Source organism: Pseudomonas sp. B2021 (genome assembly GCF_018135665.1).
GTDB classification, from domain to species: Bacteria; Pseudomonadota; Gammaproteobacteria; order Pseudomonadales; family Pseudomonadaceae; genus Aquipseudomonas; species Aquipseudomonas lactis.
This window is the reverse complement of the sequence record NZ_SMOF01000001.1, coordinates 3,021,511-3,039,273: the sequence shown is the minus strand read 5'-3', so window position 1 is coordinate 3,039,273 and position 17,763 is coordinate 3,021,511. Positions and strand designations below refer to the sequence as shown.

15 protein-coding genes are annotated in these 17,763 nt (G+C 60.3%); 8 read left to right on the top strand and 7 right to left on the bottom strand.

What is annotated here, in order from left to right; genetic code table 11:
• Positions 1-3: 3 nt before the first annotated feature.
• Complete coding sequence (gene ligD, locus E1K68_RS13395; RefSeq protein ID WP_212614209.1) at positions 4-2,544, top strand: DNA ligase D; 2,541 nt, start codon at positions 4-6, stop codon at positions 2,542-2,544.
• Between the two features lie 18 nt (positions 2,545-2,562).
• Here the strand turns inward: ligD and lpxO are convergent, their stop codons facing one another.
• Entirely contained in the window at positions 2,563-3,462 is a 900-nt protein-coding gene (lpxO, locus tag E1K68_RS13390) for a lipid A hydroxylase LpxO (RefSeq protein WP_212614208.1), read from the bottom strand.
• 253 nt (positions 3,463-3,715) lie between these two features.
• Positions 3,716-5,041 (bottom strand): Wzz/FepE/Etk N-terminal domain-containing protein, encoded by a 1,326-nt coding sequence (locus tag E1K68_RS13385; protein ID WP_003191065.1) that lies wholly within the window; start codon positions 5,039-5,041, stop codon positions 3,716-3,718.
• A gap of 340 nt (positions 5,042-5,381) precedes the next feature.
• Between E1K68_RS13385 and E1K68_RS13380 the strand changes: the two genes are divergently transcribed.
• Positions 5,382-5,768, top strand: a complete 387-nt coding sequence (locus E1K68_RS13380; protein WP_120247994.1) for a TIGR03067 domain-containing protein — start codon at positions 5,382-5,384, stop codon at positions 5,766-5,768.
• A gap of 318 nt (positions 5,769-6,086) precedes the next feature.
• On the opposite strand, the gene E1K68_RS13375 is transcribed toward E1K68_RS13380, so the two are convergent.
• Positions 6,087-6,899 (bottom strand): class I SAM-dependent methyltransferase, encoded by an 813-nt coding sequence (locus E1K68_RS13375; RefSeq protein ID WP_212614207.1) that lies wholly within the window; start codon positions 6,897-6,899, stop codon positions 6,087-6,089.
• A 154-nt stretch (positions 6,900-7,053) separates the two neighbouring features.
• Between E1K68_RS13375 and E1K68_RS13370 the strand changes: the two genes are divergently transcribed.
• From E1K68_RS13370 to E1K68_RS13360, 3 genes are all read left to right on the top strand, one after another.
• The gene (locus tag E1K68_RS13370) at positions 7,054-8,292 is read left to right on the top strand and encodes an MFS transporter (RefSeq protein ID WP_003191061.1); all 1,239 of its coding nucleotides are present in this window, start codon (positions 7,054-7,056) and stop codon (positions 8,290-8,292) included.
• Between the two features lie 142 nt (positions 8,293-8,434).
• On the top strand, positions 8,435-10,021 hold the full coding sequence (locus E1K68_RS13365; protein ID WP_003191057.1) for an ABC-F family ATPase: 1,587 nt from the start codon (positions 8,435-8,437) through the stop codon (positions 10,019-10,021).
• A 406-nt stretch (positions 10,022-10,427) separates the two neighbouring features.
• Complete coding sequence (locus tag E1K68_RS13360; RefSeq protein ID WP_003191055.1) at positions 10,428-11,600, top strand: MFS transporter; 1,173 nt, start codon at positions 10,428-10,430, stop codon at positions 11,598-11,600.
• Here the strand turns inward: E1K68_RS13360 and E1K68_RS13355 are convergent.
• Both E1K68_RS13355 and E1K68_RS13350 read right to left on the bottom strand, forming a co-directional pair.
• Complete coding sequence (locus E1K68_RS13355; RefSeq protein ID WP_034135546.1) at positions 11,594-12,631, bottom strand: dienelactone hydrolase; 1,038 nt, start codon at positions 12,629-12,631, stop codon at positions 11,594-11,596. The two genes, E1K68_RS13360 and E1K68_RS13355, sit on opposite strands and share 7 nt — an antisense overlap.
• Before the next feature lie 191 nt (positions 12,632-12,822).
• Positions 12,823-13,434 carry an FMN-dependent NADH-azoreductase gene (locus tag E1K68_RS13350; RefSeq protein WP_034127345.1) on the bottom strand — a complete coding sequence of 204 codons (612 nt, stop codon included), beginning with the start codon at positions 13,432-13,434 and terminating at the stop codon, positions 12,823-12,825.
• A 125-nt stretch (positions 13,435-13,559) separates the two neighbouring features.
• Here E1K68_RS13350 and E1K68_RS13345 point away from each other — a divergent pair, with 125 nt between their 5' ends.
• Both E1K68_RS13345 and E1K68_RS13340 read left to right on the top strand, forming a co-directional pair.
• Positions 13,560-14,468 (top strand): LysR substrate-binding domain-containing protein, encoded by a 909-nt coding sequence (locus E1K68_RS13345; protein ID WP_003191049.1) that lies wholly within the window; start codon positions 13,560-13,562, stop codon positions 14,466-14,468.
• Positions 14,465-14,821: an MmcQ/YjbR family DNA-binding protein gene (locus tag E1K68_RS13340; protein ID WP_073453291.1), complete on the top strand. Its 357-nt coding sequence runs from the start codon at positions 14,465-14,467 to the stop codon at positions 14,819-14,821. Before E1K68_RS13345 ends, E1K68_RS13340 begins: the two co-directional genes overlap by 4 nt.
• On the opposite strand, the gene E1K68_RS13335 is transcribed toward E1K68_RS13340, so the two are convergent.
• Complete coding sequence (locus tag E1K68_RS13335; RefSeq protein WP_003191046.1) at positions 14,810-15,193, bottom strand: DUF1294 domain-containing protein; 384 nt, start codon at positions 15,191-15,193, stop codon at positions 14,810-14,812. The genes E1K68_RS13340 and E1K68_RS13335 overlap by 12 nt on opposite strands.
• Entirely contained in the window at positions 15,190-16,020 is an 831-nt protein-coding gene (locus E1K68_RS13330; protein WP_212614206.1) for an undecaprenyl-diphosphate phosphatase, read from the bottom strand. The genes E1K68_RS13335 and E1K68_RS13330 overlap by 4 nt, the downstream gene beginning before the upstream one ends.
• A 226-nt stretch (positions 16,021-16,246) precedes the next feature.
• Between E1K68_RS13330 and E1K68_RS13325 the strand changes: the two genes are divergently transcribed.
• Positions 16,247-17,763 (top strand): methyl-accepting chemotaxis protein (locus E1K68_RS13325; RefSeq protein WP_212614205.1); only part of this gene is annotated, 1,517 nt, incomplete at its 3' end.

Here is a 17,763-nt window from a genome sequence, read left to right as displayed (position 1 = left end):
AACATGGCAAAGCCCCTGAGCGAGTACAACCGCAAGCGTGATTTCAAGATCACCGCCGAACCCGCCGGCAGCTCATCCAGCAAACGTAAAGCCTCGGCCTTAAGCTTTGTGATCCAAAAGCATGATGCGCGCAACCTGCATTACGACTTTCGCCTGGAACTTGATGGCGTGCTGTTGAGCTGGGCGGTGCCCAAGGGCCCGAGCCTGGACCCGAGCCAGAAGCGCCTGGCCGTGCATGTTGAAGACCACCCGCTGAGCTATGGCAGTTTCGAGGGCAGCATTCCCGCCGGCCAATACGGTGCGGGGGATGTGATCGTGTGGGATCGAGGCATCTGGCAACCCCACGATGACCCGCGCAAGGCCTACGCGGCGGGCAAACTCAAATTCACCTTGGTCGGTGAAAAACTCTCCGGTGACTGGGCGCTGGTACGCACCCGGCTCAAGGGCAGTGGCGACAAAGAGCAATGGCTGTTGATCAAGGAAAACGATCAGCAGGCGCGCCCGGCCTCTGAGTTCGATATTGTCGAGGCCAAGCCCGCCAGCGTGCTCAGCGATGCGGTGGTGGGTAAGCCAAAAGCCACGGCCAAGGCCAAGGCCAAATCCAAGGCAGCGCCAAAAGCCAAAGCGCCCAAGCGTACCGCTGCCCTGCCGGATGAGTTCGCCCCTCAATTGGCAACCCTGGTGGACCGGGCGCCCGAAGGTGACTGGCGCTACGAGATCAAGTTCGACGGCTACCGCATCATGGCGCGCATTCGCGACGGCGAAGTGCGCCTGTTCACCCGCAACGGCCACGACTGGACCGAGCGCCTGCCGCGTCAGTGCAAAGCCTTACAAGCCCTCAAGCTCAAGGACAGTTGGCTAGATGGCGAAGTGGTCAGCCTCAATGGCGACGGGCTGCCGGATTTCCAGGCGCTGCAAAACGCATTCGATATCGGCTGCAGCCTGGACATCGTCTATTACCTGTTCGATGCCCCGTTTTTGAACGGTCGCGACCAACGCGAAGACCCGGTCGAAGAGCGTCGTGCTGCGCTTAAATCCGCGCTGTCCGGCAGCCGAAGCAAACTGCTGCGCTTCTCCGAAGCCTTTGCCGCCAGCCAGCGCGATATTTTCGAAAGCGCCTGTGACCTGGCCCTGGAAGGGGTGATCGGCAAGCGTGCCGGCAGCCCCTACGTGTCGCGGCGCAGTGACAACTGGATCAAGCTCAAATGCCGCCTGCGCCAGGAATTCGTGATTGTGGGCTATACCCGCCCCCAAGGTTCGCGCAGCGGCTTTGGGGCGCTGCTGCTGGCGGTCAACGATGAGGCAGGCCTGGTGTATGCCGGGCGCGTAGGCACGGGATTTGATCAGGCGGCGCTGAAAAGTGTCTATGCCAAGCTCACCGCGCTTGAGCGCAAGGACTCGCCACTGCAAAAGCCGTTGACCAGTGCCCAGGCCCGAGGCGTGCACTGGGTTGAGCCGAGCCTGGTCGGCGAAGTGCAATTTGCCGAGTGGACCCGTGAAGGCGTGGTGCGCCAGGCCGCGTTTGTGGGCCTGCGTACCGACAAGCCAGCCTCGCAGATCATTCACGAACAGCCGCGTGCGGCCAAGTCGGTCAAGTCGGTCAAGTCCGTCAAGGCACCCGAGGCATCGAAAGCCGGTAAAGCCCAGGCAACGGTGAAGAACGTGAAAATCACCCACCCCGAGCGCATTATCGACAAGCACAGCGGCACGCAAAAACAGCAACTGGCGCAGTTCTACACCGATATCAGCGAATGGATCCTGCCCTTTCTGCGCGGGCGCGCCGTGTCATTGCTGCGGGCGCCAGAAGGCATTGAAGGTGAGCAGTTCTTCCAGAAGCACTCTGAGCGCATGACCATCCCCCACATCAAGCAATTGGACCCGGCGCTGGACCCAGGCCATGCGCGCCTGATGGAGGTAGATAGCGTGGACGCCCTGGTGGGTGCCGTGCAAATGGGTACGGTCGAATTTCACACGTGGGGCGCCACCACGGACAAGATTGAGACGCCTGACCTGTTCGTCCTCGATCTCGACCCGGACCCGGCCCTGCCCTGGAAAGCCATGCTGGAAGCGGCCCAACTGACCCTGTCAGTGTTGGATGAGCTGGGCTTGCAGGCTTTCGTCAAGACCAGCGGCGGCAAAGGCTTGCACCTGATCGTGCCGTTGGCGCGGCGCGATGGCTGGGACACCGTCAAGGCATTTGCCAAAGCCATTGCCCAATTCATGACCCGGCAACTGCCCGAACGCTTTACCGCCACCAGCGGCCCCAAGAACCGCGTGGGCAAGATCTTTATCGACTACCTGCGCAACGCCCGTGGCGCCAGTACCGTGGCGGCGTACTCAGTGCGGGCACGCCCGGGCCTACCCGTGTCGGTGCCGGTGAGTCGAGACGATTTGAAAGGGCTGCGCGGCGCCCAGCAGTGGACGGTGGCGAACCTGCACCAGCGGTTGCAGGCCTTGAAGGACGACCCGTGGGCGGGGTATGCCAATCGGCAGAAGATCAGCAAAAAGATGTGGGACAAGTTGGGCGCGCAACCCCCTGGGTGATCCGCGCCCTGAGCCAGGTCAGATAAGAATGAAGATCAGCGCCAGACCGGCAAAGATCGCCCACTTTTCCAGGTAGTAGCGCGTGCGGTTGCGCTTCTTGAGCTCCTTGCCACGCAGGCGAATCTTGTACAGCCGGGTGAAGGCACGGTTGAGGCCGCCGGTCTTGTCACCCTCATCGTTGGGCGAACCCGCGGCCGCCATCACATTGCGGCTGAACCAGCGGTTGAACGCAGCCGCCCAGCGGTACTTCATCGGCCGTTCGATATCACAGAACAGAATGATGCGGTTCTGTTGGGTGGCGTTTTCCGCGTAGTGAATGTAGGTCTCGTCGAACATCACCGGCTCGCCGTCGCGCCAGTAATAGCTTTCGCCGTCCACATTGATGTAACAGCCTGGATCGTTAGGCGTATCCAGCCCCAGGTGATAGCGGTACGAGCCAGCATACGGGTCGCGGTGACGCACCAGCTTGGAGCCCGGTGGCAGTTCGGCGAACATCGCGGCCTTGATCGAGCCGATGCTTTGCACCAACTCGGTGGTGCGTGGGCACAGCTTCATCGCCGAGGGGTGACTGTCGCCGTACCACTTGAGGTAGAAACGCTTCCAGCCGGTCTTGAAAAACGAGTTGAACCCTACGTCGTTGTATTGCTCCGAGCGTTTGATCTCACCCGCGCGCATCAGATTCTGGCCTTCTTCGCGGATCTCTTCCCAGTGCTCCTGCAATGGGCTCAGGTCTGGAAAGTCGCTGGGCGAGAGGTAGGGACGGCTGGGCTGCTTGGAGAACAGGTACAGGAAACAGTTGATCGGCGCCAGGAACGTCGAGTGATCACTAAGCTGGCGACCCAGCTTGTGTCGCACCCGACCACGCAGGTGTACATACGCAATGGAAGCAACGTAGAGAGCAACAATGATGAGTTTCAAGGGATTCGTCACACGTCAGGGAGAGAACAGGCTGCTCCTGCGGGCCCACAACGGCCGAGGATGGATAAGCAGCACCTGAAATCACAATTCACATACAGGCGACACGCCCGGCGGATAATCGCCTGCGTGCGTCCATTGGCAGTTATTTAGCCACACTTTGTAACCAAAGGTTAACTAAGAATTGTGAAAAGCTGTCTACTGAGTGTGCTGGGGGTAGGCGCAGGCAGGCCCGTGAGCCTGCCTGTTTGAAGGGTTACAGCGGTGTGTCTTTATCCTCGCGGCGATCGCCTAATGCCGTATAAGGGACGGCCTGAGTGCGGCTGCGAACGAAGTAGCGGATCAGCGCAATCATCAGGCCCAGCAACAGCCCGCCGACCAGGCTCAGCGCGATGACCAGCGGTTTTTTCGGCTTGATCGGCGACAGAGGCTCCTGGGCTCGACGGTCAATCGTCACCAGCTTGAGGTTGCTCATGTCGATGTTCAAACCACGCAACCTGGCGACTTCAGCGCGAAGCGGCTCGACGTCCTGCAAGAAGATGTCTTCATTGCCACGCTTGCGCAGCACCTCAACCTCGCGGTTGCTTTCCAGCAGTTGCAGCTCTTTGCCGATCTCGGCAATGCGCGGGTTGGTAAAGTCATCACTGGTACGCTGCTGCAATGCAGCGCGCTCGGCTTCCAACGCCTCGGTCCCCATGAAATACAGCGGGATCTTCTGGTTGTTCACCTCGGTACGCATGACCTGGCTCGAACCCGTGCGGGTGGAGTCGGCCATAGAGGACGGCGTTGTCGGCGTACGAATGCCCATGGACTTGGCAATGCTGATCGCTTCGGCCAATTCGGCCAGGCGGTTGGTGCGCTCCATCTTCATCTGCAAGCGCAAAGCGCTGAGCTCGTCCTGCAGTTGGGCACGCTTGAGCCGGTCGGCTTCCAGCAGCTTGGCGATTTTCGATTCTTTATCGGTATCGTAGTTGGCGCGGGCGGCGTCGATCTTGCCCTTGAGCTCGCTCAAGCGGTTATTGACGATCACCTTCAGGTCAGCACCCACCTGCTGACGCTCGGCGGCAATGGCGTAGTCCACAAAACCGTTGAGAATCGCAACACCGTCGACGTCGGTCGGGTATTGCAGCTCCAGACGAATATAGCTGCTCAACGAATCGGATTTCTTCGGATCGGGCAAAATCAGATTGACCGAATTGCGGTTGAACGCCTCAAAGCTCTGCTCAAGGGTTTGCCCCGGTTTCTTGAACGCCTTGAACAACTCCTCATGGTCCTTGAAGAACCCCAGGCGCGCATCATAAGAGTCCAGCTGTGCACCTACTTTGAGCAACGCATCGGCAGGCGGCAACTTATACACTTCCGAACGGTTCAAGGCGTCTAGCTCGTTGATTGCAGCAGGCCGCAACACACTGCTGACTTCATAGGTCTTGGGTGCCAGAAAGGCATAACCTGCGCCTAATACCCCGGCCAGAAGCGTACACCCGACCACCAGCTTTTTTTGTCGCCAGATGGCGTGAAACAATTCAAATAAATCAATTTCATCAGACGCTGCGGAAGGTGGAAGCGGGGAAGTACGATTCAAAATAAGAACACCTTAAAATAATACTAAAAGGCCATCATTCTCAGAAGTCTAAAAGACTTCAAAAATCAGGGACAACGCCCTGGATACGGCAGACCAATGGCGATGTGACCACTCAGTCCCCTGAAATATCCCACAAACTTAGGGATTATTTCGGTTTCATTTCGGTGAGTAAGCCAAATGACACAGCCATGTCAGACTGATCTGGTTGCAAGCGTAGTCAATACAACATGAAAAAGCTGTCAAATACCTGTCTTATAAAGAAAAAAATTTCGCCTACAGGTGGAACAGTGTCAGCCTCAATACAATTGAACATTTTTTTGAACAGCAATAAGGAGTTTGCATGTCACCGCTTTCAGCCTCGGACTTTCACGCACTGCAAGGCACTTGGGAACAAACCGCCCTTGAAGACAGTGGCGTGCTCAACCCCGTGGATGCCCACAGCGCGCCGGGAGCGATAACGACAATTGCAGGGGATCGCTTCGAAGTGACCACGGTCGGTGGCGAAGTATTATTGGCAGGACGCTTCGTACTGGACGCCAGTACCACGCCCAAAAGCATTACCTGGACGGACGACATAGGTGATGACGCAGGCAAGCAGCTCCCCGCCAGTTACCGGCTCGACGGCGATGATTTCGTATTTATCGCAGCGGATGAAGGCATGCCCAGGCCCACCGTGTTCAGCACCGGCCCGGGGCAAACCATGCGCACCTTCGTACGGCGCTCTTGATCAAATGTGGGAGCTGGCTTGCCAGCGATAGCGGTGGGTCAGTCAACTAATCTGTCACTGATACACCGCTATCGCAGGCAAGCCGGCTCCCACATGTTGGAACGAGGGGCGTCAGGCAGATAGGCGGTGGCTGGCAGGCCGTTACGGGAGCAAGCTCCCTCGCCACAGGTGGACACATAAGACGTGATTATCCGATTTGATCACGGCATTTTCACAAGGCCTTCACTTTTCCACCTATAAGGTCAGGCCTACCTACTCCAGTGAATCACTTGGCCCGCCCTCTCCTCGCGGGCGTTTTTTTGCCAGCGCAAACCTTGATCAGCCATCACGCTTGATCGCTGTCAGGGTAAAGCACAGGGGCATTTGCGCGACCTGATGCTCATACTGTTCGTAAAGTTCTTCCCGGTTGCAATGCGGGTACTCCTGCAAATGAGCGATCCGCAACTGCGCTGCGATAGCCCCGCTGACCACGCTGCCCAGGGTATGTACGTACCAATAGGAGGTCGGCCCGGGCCGCTCATCCTTCCCTTCATAGACAATTGCCTCCTGCAGCACAACGGGTTCACGCTGAAAGTAAGAACTGGCAGGCAGCATCGGGTTGGCCCCACAGGGGTCAAACACCTCGAGAAAGGGATGGGTTTCGTACATGACCAGCGTGCCGCCGGGCTTCAGCACACTGGCAACCTGGCGCATGAACAGCGCCACATCCGGCATCCAACCCAGCACGCCAATGGTCACCAGGGCAATATCGAAGCGTGCCTGCAAACGCTCGGGCAAATGGTGGATATCGGTCTCAATGAACTCAGGGCTATGCGGCGAGACCTCGGCCAATTCCCGCGCCTGTTCAAGAAACGCCCCGGATTGATCGACCCCCACCACCGAACGCGCGCCCAAGCCATACAGCGATAGGCTTTCGCGCCCGTTGTTGCAGCACAATTGCACCACATCCTTGCCCATTACACCCACCTCTTGCAGCAAGGTGGTGATGGTCGGGTCAAGGCAGGAAAAATCAGGCTCGGCTACCGAGGCCAGCAGTGCCGCCCAGGTCGCGGTGTCTTTGTGCAACCCGGCGGATTCGTCCCAGGCATTTCTATTGCTGGCGATCGCCTCTTGCGCTGAGGGCATGTCCATTGCTTCTCCAGAAATTCAGTCCAGTGGGCTTTGGAAAGTAAATTAAATGCGCGCAGGAGGAAACCCTGGCCCACCGCGAAACTTATCACCCAGCCCACCGGTCATTAATCCAACGCGTGTTCAGCCCCTGAACGCCGCTCTTGAAGGTCGTACCGTGGCCCGTCATTCAGACCTGCGCATCGCTCTATCCCTGGACAGCCTGAACTTCTTTCTCGCCGATGTGCGCGACGGTCTCGGACCGTACCTGGCGATCTACCTGCTGGCCGTGCATCAATGGGAGCCGGCCAGCATTGGCGTGGTCATGACCCTGGCCGGCATCGCTGCCTTGTTGACCCAAGGCCCCGCAGGTGCGCTGATCGACCGCACTCGCAGCAAACGTGCGGTGGTAGCCCTTGCCGCGCTGTTGGTGACGGGCAGTTGCCTGATGCTGCCCTTTGTCAGTTCATTTGGTTGGGTGGCGTTGACCCAGGCCGCCAGTGCTGTAGCCGCCTCGGTATTTGCCCCGGCAATTTCCGCCATTTCGCTGGGGATCACTGGGCCGCGCGCCTTTACCCGGCGTACCGGGCGCAACGAGACCTTCAACCACGCCGGCAATGCCGTGGCCGCGTTGCTGGCCGGCGGGCTGGCCTACCTGTTCGGGCCGGTGGTGGTGTTCTACCTGATGGCGTTCATGGCCGTCGCCAGTGTCATTGCGGTCAGTTGCGTGCCGGCCAGGGCGATTGACCATGAGGTCGCCCGTGGTTTCGATCCAGCCCATCACACCGACCATGAACAGCCCTCGGGCCTGAAAGCATTGCTGGCCAACCAACCGCTGCTACTGTTCGCCATCTGCTGCGCGCTGTTTCACCTGGCCAATGCCGCAATGCTGCCGCTGGTCAGCCAGAAACTGGCGCAGATCAATCTGCAGATGGCCACCCCGCTGACTTCAGCCTGCATTGTCGCCGCACAGTTGGTGATGGTGCCAATGGCCTGGCTGGTCGGGCTCAAAGCCGATATCTGGGGGCGCAAGCCGCTGTTGCTTGTAGGTTTCCTGATACTGCCGCTGCGTGGCGTGCTCTATACCTTGTCCAGCGACCCCTACTGGCTGGTGGCCGTGCAGATGCTCGACGGTATCGGCGCCGGCATTTTCGGCGCCCTGTTCCCGGTGATCGTCAAGGACCTGACCCAAGGCACCGGGCGCTTCAACGTCAGCCTGGGCGCCCTCTCCACCGTATTTGGCCTCGGCGCGGCGCTCAGTAGCAGCCTGGCCGGTTTCGTGGTGCAGCAGGCTGGCTACAACGCGGCGTTCCTGACGTTGGCGGCGGTTGCAGCCGTTGCCTTGATGCTGTTGTGGCTGGCCATGCCGGAGACCTTGGCAAAACCATCCTTCGCTCGCCATACAACTGTCGCCTGACATATGCGACAATGCGCGCCAAATTCCAACACACATCCAAAATTTTGTGTTCAGCGACCGGGTTTCGCGCCTTGATGTCGCTGTTGACGCATGCCTGAAGGCACCTGCCGTCACGCTCGCAACCCATTGATAGGTAAAGTAATTGATCTCCACAGCTAACATCACCATGCAGTTCGGCGCCAAGCCGCTCTTCGAGAACGTCTCGGTCAAGTTCGGCGCCGGCAACCGCTATGGTTTGATCGGTGCCAACGGTTGCGGCAAGTCGACCTTCATGAAAATCCTCGGTGGCGACCTCGACCCGTCCGGCGGCCAGGTCATGCTCGAGCCGAACGTGCGCCTGGGTAAACTGCGCCAGGACCAGTTCGCCTATGAAGAATTCACCGTGCTCGACACCGTGATCATGGGCCACGAAGAGCTGTGGAAGGTCAAGGCCGAGCGCGACCGTATCTACTCGCTGCCGGAAATGAGTGAAGAAGACGGCATGGCCGTGGCCGAGCTGGAAACCGAGTTCGCCGAGATGGACGGCTACACCGCCGAATCCCGCGCCGGTGAGCTGCTGCTGGGCCTGGGTATTCCCCTGGAACAGCATTTCGGCCCGATGAGCGAAGTGTCCCCAGGCTGGAAGCTGCGCGTATTGCTGGCCCAGGCGCTGTTCTCGGATCCTGAAGTGCTGCTGCTCGACGAACCGACCAACCACTTGGACATCAACACCATCCGCTGGCTGGAAAACATCCTGACCCAGCGCTCCAGCCTGATGATCATCATCTCTCACGACCGTCACTTCCTGAACAGCGTGTGCACCCACATGGCTGACCTGGATTACGGCGAGCTGCGCCTGTTCCCGGGCAACTACGACGAGTACATGACCGTGGCGACCCAGTCCCGCGAGCAACTGCTGTCGGACAACGCCAAGAAGAAAGCGCAGATCTCCGAACTGCAATCCTTCGTCAGCCGCTTCTCGGCCAACGCCTCCAAAGCCAAACAGGCCACCTCCCGTGCCAAGGCGATCGACAAGATCCAGCTGGCCGAGGTCAAGCCATCGAGCCGTGTGAGCCCGTTCATCCGTTTCGAGCAGAACAAAAAGCTGCACCGTCAGGCGGTCATGGTCGAGAAGATGGCCAAGGGTTTCGACGGCAAACCGCTGTTCAAGGACTTCAGCTTCCAGGTTGAAGCGGGCGAGCGCGTGGCGATCATCGGCCCGAACGGTATCGGCAAAACCACCCTGCTGCGCACCCTGGTCAACGAACTGACCCCGGACGCCGGCAGCATCAAGTGGACCGACGCCGCCGAGCTGGGCTACTACGCCCAGGACCACGCCCACGACTTCGAAGACGACGTGAGCCTGTTCGACTGGATGGGCCAATGGACCCAAGGCGAGCAAATGATTCGCGGCACCCTGGGCCGCATGTTGTTCTCCAACGACGAGATCCAGAAGTCGGTCAAAGTGATCTCCGGTGGTGAACAAGGTCGCATGCTGTTCGGCAAGCTGATCCTGCAAAAGCCCAACGTGCTGATCATGGACGAACCGACCAACCACTTGGACATGGAATCCATCGAAGCGCTGAACCTGGCGCTGGAGAACTACCCGGGCACGCTGATCTTCGTCAGCCACGACCGTGAGTTCGTATCGTCCCTGGCCACCCGCATTATCGAGTTGAGCCCTAGCGGCGTGATCGACTTCAGCGGCACCTATGACGACTACCTGCGCAGCCAGGGTGTGGTGTTCTAAGAGCAGCACTTAGCTGCAAGCAAAAGCCCTGCCCCTGTGACGGGGCTTTTTTGCATCAGCACTGTGCCGGGCGCTGATTTTGTAGGCCATGCATAACCAATGTGGGAGCTGGCTTGCCTGCGAAAGCAGTGGTTCAGCTATAGATTCACTGACTGACACACCGCCTTCGCGGGCAAGCCCGCTCCCACAGGAAACTGTGCCAGACGCTGATTTTGTGGGCCATGCATAACCAGTGTGGGAGCTGGCTTGCCTGCGATAGCGGTGGTTCAGTTATAGACTCACCGGCTGACACACCGCCTTCGCGGGCAAGCCCGCTCCCACAGGGATCGACGGTAGGCGTCCCTCGCTCCTACAGGGAGGCGGGATATGCCATGATGCTTTACCGCCCGCCAGCGATTGAGTATTCATGCCTGCCGCCCCCTCCTCCCTGTCGATCACCCTGCAGATCGTTTCCATCGTCTTCTATACCTTCATTGCCTTTATCTGCATCGGCCTGCCGATTGCGGTGATTCCAGGCTATGTGCATGAGCAACTGGGCTTCAGCGCCGTGGTGGCCGGGGTGACAATCGGCTCGCAGTACCTGGCCACGCTGCTCAGCCGTCCGATGGCTGGGCGGATGTCGGATAACGTCGGTACCAAGCGCGCGATCGTGCTGGGCCTGGCCGGCATTCTGATCAGCGGCGTACTGACCTTTATCGCCACGCTGCTGGACAGCCTGCCGAGCTTGAGCCTGGGTATTCTGATCGCCGGTCGCCTGTTACTGGGCGTGGCCCAGGGCCTGATTGGCGTGGGGACCATCAGTTGGTGCATGGGCGCAGTGGGCGCCGAGCACACCGCACGCTCGATTTCCTGGAATGGCATCGCCTCCTATGGCGCCATTGCCATTGGTGCGCCGTTAGGCGTGGTGATGGTGGCTGACTACGGCTACACCAGCCTGGGTATTGCCCTGGCGGTGTTGGCGGCGTTGGGCCTGGTGCTGATCCGCAATAAACCGTCGGTGCCAGTGGTACGTGGCGAGCGGCTGCCATTCTGGGCGGTGTTCGGGCGTATCGCGCCGTTTGGCACCAGCCTGTGCCTGGCCTCGATTGGCTACGGCACGTTGACGACCTTCATCACCCTGTATTACCTCAATCGTGGCTGGACCGGTGCGGCATATTGCCTGACGGTATTTGGCGTGTGTTTTATCCTGTCGCGCCTGGTGTTTATTTCGGCCATCAGCCGGTTTGGTGGATTCACCGCCGCCATCGCCTGCATGCTCATCGAAACCCTGGGCCTGACGCTGTTGTGGCTGGCGCCGTCTACCGGCGTGGCCTTGATCGGCGCAGGGTTGACCGGCTTTGGCTTGTCACTGGTTTACCCGGCGCTTGGCGTGGAAGCCATCAAGCAAGTGCCAGACAGCAGCCGCGGCGCGGGGCTGAGTGCCTATGCGGTGTTTTTCGATCTGGCACTGGCGATTGCCGGGCCGTTGATGGGCGCCGTGGCGCTGAACCTCGGCTATGGCTGGATCTTCTTCTGCGCGGCGTTGCTGTCGGTCAGCGCGCTCGGCCTGACCGTATTGCTCCGGCGTCGCGCCTACTGATCAGCGGTCTGCAAGCCGGCGCGGGTGGCCTCGCCCAGGGTATGGCTGAAAAAACGCCCGGCCTCGGAGACCAGATCGCGGTGGATGCCTTCTCGATCAACCCCATCGGCATCCGTGCAAATGGCGGGCATGCTCGCCAGTTGATCGCTGTCACACGGGGCCATGAACACGAAGTGCCCGGCCCCGGCCAACAGTTTGAAATCCGGGGGCTGCGGCAACTTGCGCGCCAGGGCGGCGGCGTTCTTGTCCACGGCCACCAACTGGTCGCCATCGCCACTGTAGAGCAGCACCGGCACATGCACGTCCGCCAGGGTGTGGCGGCCAAACATCAAGCTCAGCGGCGCCATCAGCATCAAGGCATGGATGCGCGGATCGGCCTGGGGTTGCAAATCGTCGCGGTCGACCACCAGCTCGCCCTTGGTGGTGCACGCGTCGCGGTCTTCGGGGCGCTCTTGGCAGTAGCGGCGCAGACGTTCGAAATCAGGCTTGGCGCCGGCCAGGATCAATGCCGTCTCGCCACCGGCTGAATAGCCGATGACGCCGATCTGATCAATATCCACAAAGGGCGACAGCATCGGCTCGGCCAAGGCGGCGGTGATCGCCTGGGAAATCTGGATCGGCCGACCGTACAAATTGCTCACGGTGCCCAGGCGGCTGTGGTCCTTGTAGTTGTCACCGGGATGCAGCACCGCCACCACCACAAACCCCTTGCGCGCCAAGGCGGTGGCCAGGTCATGCAGGGCCAGCGGCGTGCCGGTATTGCCGTGGGACAACATCAGCATCGGGAATCGCCCGATCGCCACCTTGGCATCTTCGCTGGCCGCCACATGGTAGGCGCCCAGCGCGGTGGTGCGCTCGGCATCGGTGGAGGGGTAGAACGCGATGGCTTTCATCGGCTGCGCATCCAGCGGGTCGAGAAAACTCATGCGATGAAACCCCACACTCCAATGGGGGCGCGGTGCCGGCGCGGCGTGCACTGAAAGCAGGCCGCCCAACAGCGAAAGAACCAAAACAGCACAAAGACGCATCATGGGGATGTCCACCTTTGCTGCACAAGAACCGGCCTGTCGAATAAAAAGTCCAGGGTATCGAATGGATGTTTGCATAACCCGGGCCACAACGAAAAAACTCCGTACTCCGCTCGCGTTCAGGCGATCAGAATACAGAGTTTAGGCGCTCGGTTTCAGAATGAAACCGAGGACAGGGCAAATTTACATAAGCCTTACGCAGCGGCGAACAGTTGCTCGTTGATGCGCACGTTGGCGTCGCTCATGGCTTTGCTGCGCACTTCATCACCGTAGGCCAGGCCTTCGGCGCGGACGATCTCGATGTCGGTGATGCCGAGGAAACCGAACAGCAGCTTCAAGTAGCCTTCATGGGCAGCGCCCGAAGCTTGGTCGGCATGCAGGCCGCCAGCGGTGGAGACAATAATGACCTTCTTGTTGCCGCACAGGCCTTCAGGGCCGGCTTCGGAGTAGCGGAACGTCTGGCCGGCCACCGCGATGCGGTCGATCCAGGCTTTCAATTGGGTTGGGATGGTGAAGTTGTACATCGGCGCACCCACCACCACAGCATCGGCGGCGAGAAACTCAGCCAGCGACGATGCACTCAGTTCAGCCTCGTGCTTTTGCGCCGCATCGCGCAGTTCAGCGGCAGTGCCCAAGGCGCCCAGGGTAGCGCCGGAGAAATGGTTGATGCCTTCGCTGGCGAGGTCGCGGTAAGTCACTTCCACGCCCGGCTGAGCGGCCTGCCACGCCTTGACCACACCGGCGCTGAGCTGACGGGAGGCCGAGTTGTCGCCGAGGATGCTGGAATCGATGTGCAACAGTTTCATGATGGATCTCCGAGGTGGGATCGACAGTGGCGATCAGATGGTGGTGATGCTACGCATGAAACCAATGGTCGATAAGCCATCTGAAATGCGATAGTTTGTCCCACTGACAGGACAATAGGCCCACCATGCAAGACCTCAACGACCTCTACTATTTCGCTAAAGTCGTCGAAGCCGGCGGTTTTGCTGCGGCTGGCCGGCTGCTCGGGATTCCAAAATCCAGGTTGTCACGGCGCATTGCCGAGCTGGAAGACCGCCTGGGCGCACGCCTGCTGCAACGCACCACCCGGCAACTGACCCTCACCGCCGTGGGTGAGCGCTACCTGCGCCACTGCCAGGCCATGCTGCTGGAAGCGGAAATGGCTGACGAGGCCGTGGCCAGTATGTCCAGCGAGCCGCGTGGGCGGCTGCGGGTCAGTTGCCCGGTGGGGCTGGCCCAACACATCCTGCCGGAGTTGGTGGCAGGTTTTCTGGCCGCTCACCCGCTGGTGCAGTTGGACATGACCCTGGTGAACCGCCGCGTCGACCTGGTGGCCGAAGGCATTGATGTGGCACTGCGCGTTCGCGAACAAGGCGATGAAGACCCGTTGCTGGTCACCAAGCGCCTGCGCCAGGCGCACACCGTGCTGGTGGCCAGCCCCGCGTTCATGCGTGATCGGCAGGTCGAAACCCTGGAAGACCTCAAACAGTTGCCCATACTCGGCGCACTTGAGGCCGACCGAATGGTGCATCAACGCATCATCGATCCCCAGGGCAATACCCATGAGCTGGTGATGGAAGCGCGCCTGGGCATCGAGGACTTTATCGTGCGCAAGGCCAGCGCCATCATGGGCGTGGGCTTTACGATACTGCCGATGATGTACTGCGAAGAAGAACTGGCCAGCGGCCGGCTGGTGCAACTGCTGCCGCAATGGTCATTGCCGGGCGGCTGGCTGCAGGCGGTGTACCCGCACCGGCGCGGCGTGCTGCCGGCCATCCGGGCCTGGATCGACTATCTGGAAGAAGGCTTCAAAGGCTGTGGAGATCGGCTGTTATGAGCATGACAGAAGAACAAGTCGCGCGTTTCTGCCTGAGCCTGCCAGGCGCACGGGAAGACTATAAGTGGGGCGGCGTGCGGGTGTTTTCGATTGCCGGCAACAAGATGTTCGCCTTGCAGAACCTGCGCGGTGAGTCGCTGGCCTTCAAGGTCGACAAGGAGCTGTTCCTGGGCCACGTCGACCGGCCGGGCATTCACCCGGCGCCTTACCTGGCGAGGGCACAGTGGGTCATCATGAACACGCCCTACCCTTTGGGCGCTGAGGAACTGCGCGGCTTGTTGCAGCGCTCCCACCAGTTGGTGGTCAGCAAGCTGCCCAAGCGCACGCAGATTGGCTTGTGGCTAGAGGATTGACAGCAAGGTGCCGCCGAGGAACAACTGGTCCAGCCAGAACACCTGGTGCAACAGCACAATCACCCAGAACAGCACCTGGTAAGACACCTTGCGCGTCTTGTGCCGGAACACCTGCTGGGCGATCAACGCCCCCGGCCAACCGCCCGCCAGCTCCACCGCGTGCAGGATGTTTTCCGGGGTGCGCCAGCCTTCGGTCTGGGCCTTGCGCTTATCGCTCCAGTACAGGAAGAACGCCACCACGCTGACCACACCGTAGGCCATCAACGGGATGACCGTTTCGCCGCGATACCACAGCAAGGCCGAGCCCAGCAGCGGCGCGGCACACAGCAGCACAAAGAGCAGCGCCTTCAGGCGTGGATGCTGGATGCTCATGGCTTGACCGCAGTCCAGTCGATCCAGCCGAACTGCCAGGTCGCCAGGATCACCAGGCCGAAGGCAATCCGATACCAGGCAAACGCCGCGTAGCTGTGGCTGGCGATGAACTTGAGCAGGGCCTTGACCGCAATCATCGCGAAGATGAACGAGGTGACAAAGCCAATGGCGAACACCGGCAAGTCCGCGGGCTGGAACAGGTCCCGGTACTTATAGCCCGAGTACACCGCCGCACCGACCATGGTCGGCATCGCCAGGAAGAACGAGAACTCGGTGGCCGTCTTGCGTGACAGGCCGAACAACAGGCCGCCGATGATCGTCGCACCGGAACGCGAGGTGCCGGGGATCATGGCCAGGCACTGGGCCAGGCCGACTTTCAGGGCGTCTTTCCAAGTGATGTCATCGACGCTCTCAGCCCGCACCGCATGCTGGCGGCGTTCAGCCCACAACATGATCACGCCGCCCACCACCAGCGCTGTGGCCACGGTGATAGGGTTAAACAGGTAGTGCTTGATCAGGTCGGCGAAGATCACCCCGAGTACCACCGCGGGCAATACGGCGATGATCAGGTTGACGGTAAAGCGCCGGGCTTTGGGCTGGGTCGGCAGGCCGATAACCACGTCAAAGATCTTGCGTCGAAACTCCCAGACCACCGCCAGGATCGCGCCCAGCTGGATAATGATGTTGAAGGCTTCGAAACGCTCGCCACCAAAGTTGATCAGGTCGGCGACGATGATCTGGTGGCCGGTGCTGGAGATCGGCAAGAACTCCGTAAGCCCCTCTACGATGCCGAGAAGCAATGCCTGTATGGCGGTCCAAAAATCCATGCTGTCTCCAAAGGTCATGCGCGGGGCATGCCTCTTAGTCTTTTTTAAGTTCACTGACGACGAGCGCACACAAGCGCCCGCGGTTGATTCTCAACGCCGGTCTGCAAAAATTCCGTGAAAAATCAGGCAGTACTCAGGTTTTTCGATTCCGGGCCGAAAGCCTATCAGACACGCCGGAAATCTCGAAGCAGCACCACAATTATAAAGAGCAGGGAGTGACAGGACGATGAACAGTTTGCGCAGCATGTCGATCAGCCGCCGCCTTTGGCTGATCCTGATAGTCGCCGTGTTGATGCTGCTGGCCTTGGGGCTGTTGATGCTCAACCAGATCCACGGCGACCTCTACCAGGCCAAGCGCCAGCAGACCCAGCACGTGGTACAGACCGCCAGTGGCGTACTCAGCTATTACCAGAACCTGGAAAAAACCGGCGTACTGACCCGCGACGCCGCGCAACAACAGGCCTTGAGCGCGGTGCGCGGCCTGCGTTATGACCACGACGACTACTTCTGGATCAACGACCTCACCCCCGTGATGATCATGCACGCGGCCAACCCCAAGCTCGACGGCCAGAACCTCTCGGCGATTCGCGACCCGGACGGTTTCGCCGTGTTCAACGAATTCGTGAGCCTGGCCAAGGCCAAGGGTGCCGGCATCGTCAACTACCGCTGGCCGAAGCCTGGCGCCGAAGCGCCGGTAGAGAAAACCTCGTACATCCAACTGTTCGAACCCTGGGGCTGGATCATCGGCTCCGGCGTCTACGTGGACGATGTGCAGGCCGAATTCAGGGGCCAGGTGTGGAAAGCCTCGGCCATTGGCCTGGGTATTGCGCTGATGATGGCCGTGCTGGTGGTGCTGATTGCCCGCAGCATCGTGCAGCCGTTGCAGGCGGCGGTGAATGCCATGGGCAATATCGCCAGCGGCGAAAGCGACCTGACCCACAGCCTCGACACCCACGGCCGTGACGAATTGACGCAACTGGCCCAGCACTTCAATAGCTTCACCGCTAAACTGCGCCAGGTGGTTGGCCAGTTGCAGGTGTGCGCGAACGCCCTGGGCCAGTCGTCCACCGAACTGGGCCACAACGCCAGCCAGGCCCATGACCGCAGCCAGCAGCAATCGCAACAGATGGAACTGGTGGCCACCGCCATCAACGAAGTCACCTACGGTGTGCAGGACGTGGCAAAAAATGCCGAGCACGCTGCCAGCGAAATGCGCGATGCCCAGGCCCAGGCCCAACAGGGACAGGTCAATATCGACGGCAGCTTGCAGCAGATCGACCAGCTCTCCACCACTATTAGTCAGGCTGTTGAGGTGATCCGCACGCTCTCCAGCGAAAGCACGCAGATCGGCGGGGTACTGGAGGTGATCCGCTCCATCGCCGACCAGACCAACCTGCTCGCCCTCAACGCCGCCATCGAAGCCGCCCGCGCCGGTGAGCAAGGCCGTGGGTTTGCGGTGGTCGCCGATGAGGTGCGCCTGCTGGCCCAGCGCACGCAGAAATCCACCGCCGAGATCCAGGTGATGATCGAGCGCCTGCAAGGCCACTCGGAAGCGGCGGTCAAGGTGATCAGCGACAGCCACAGCGCCTCGCAACTAACCATCGAACAAGCCGGCCAGGCGGGCGCGAGCCTCACCGCCATCGGCCAGGCGCTGCACAACCTCAACGGCCTGAACGCCTCGATTGCCAGCGCCACCCTGCAACAGGCCCACGTGGTGGAAGACATCAACCAGAACGTCACCCA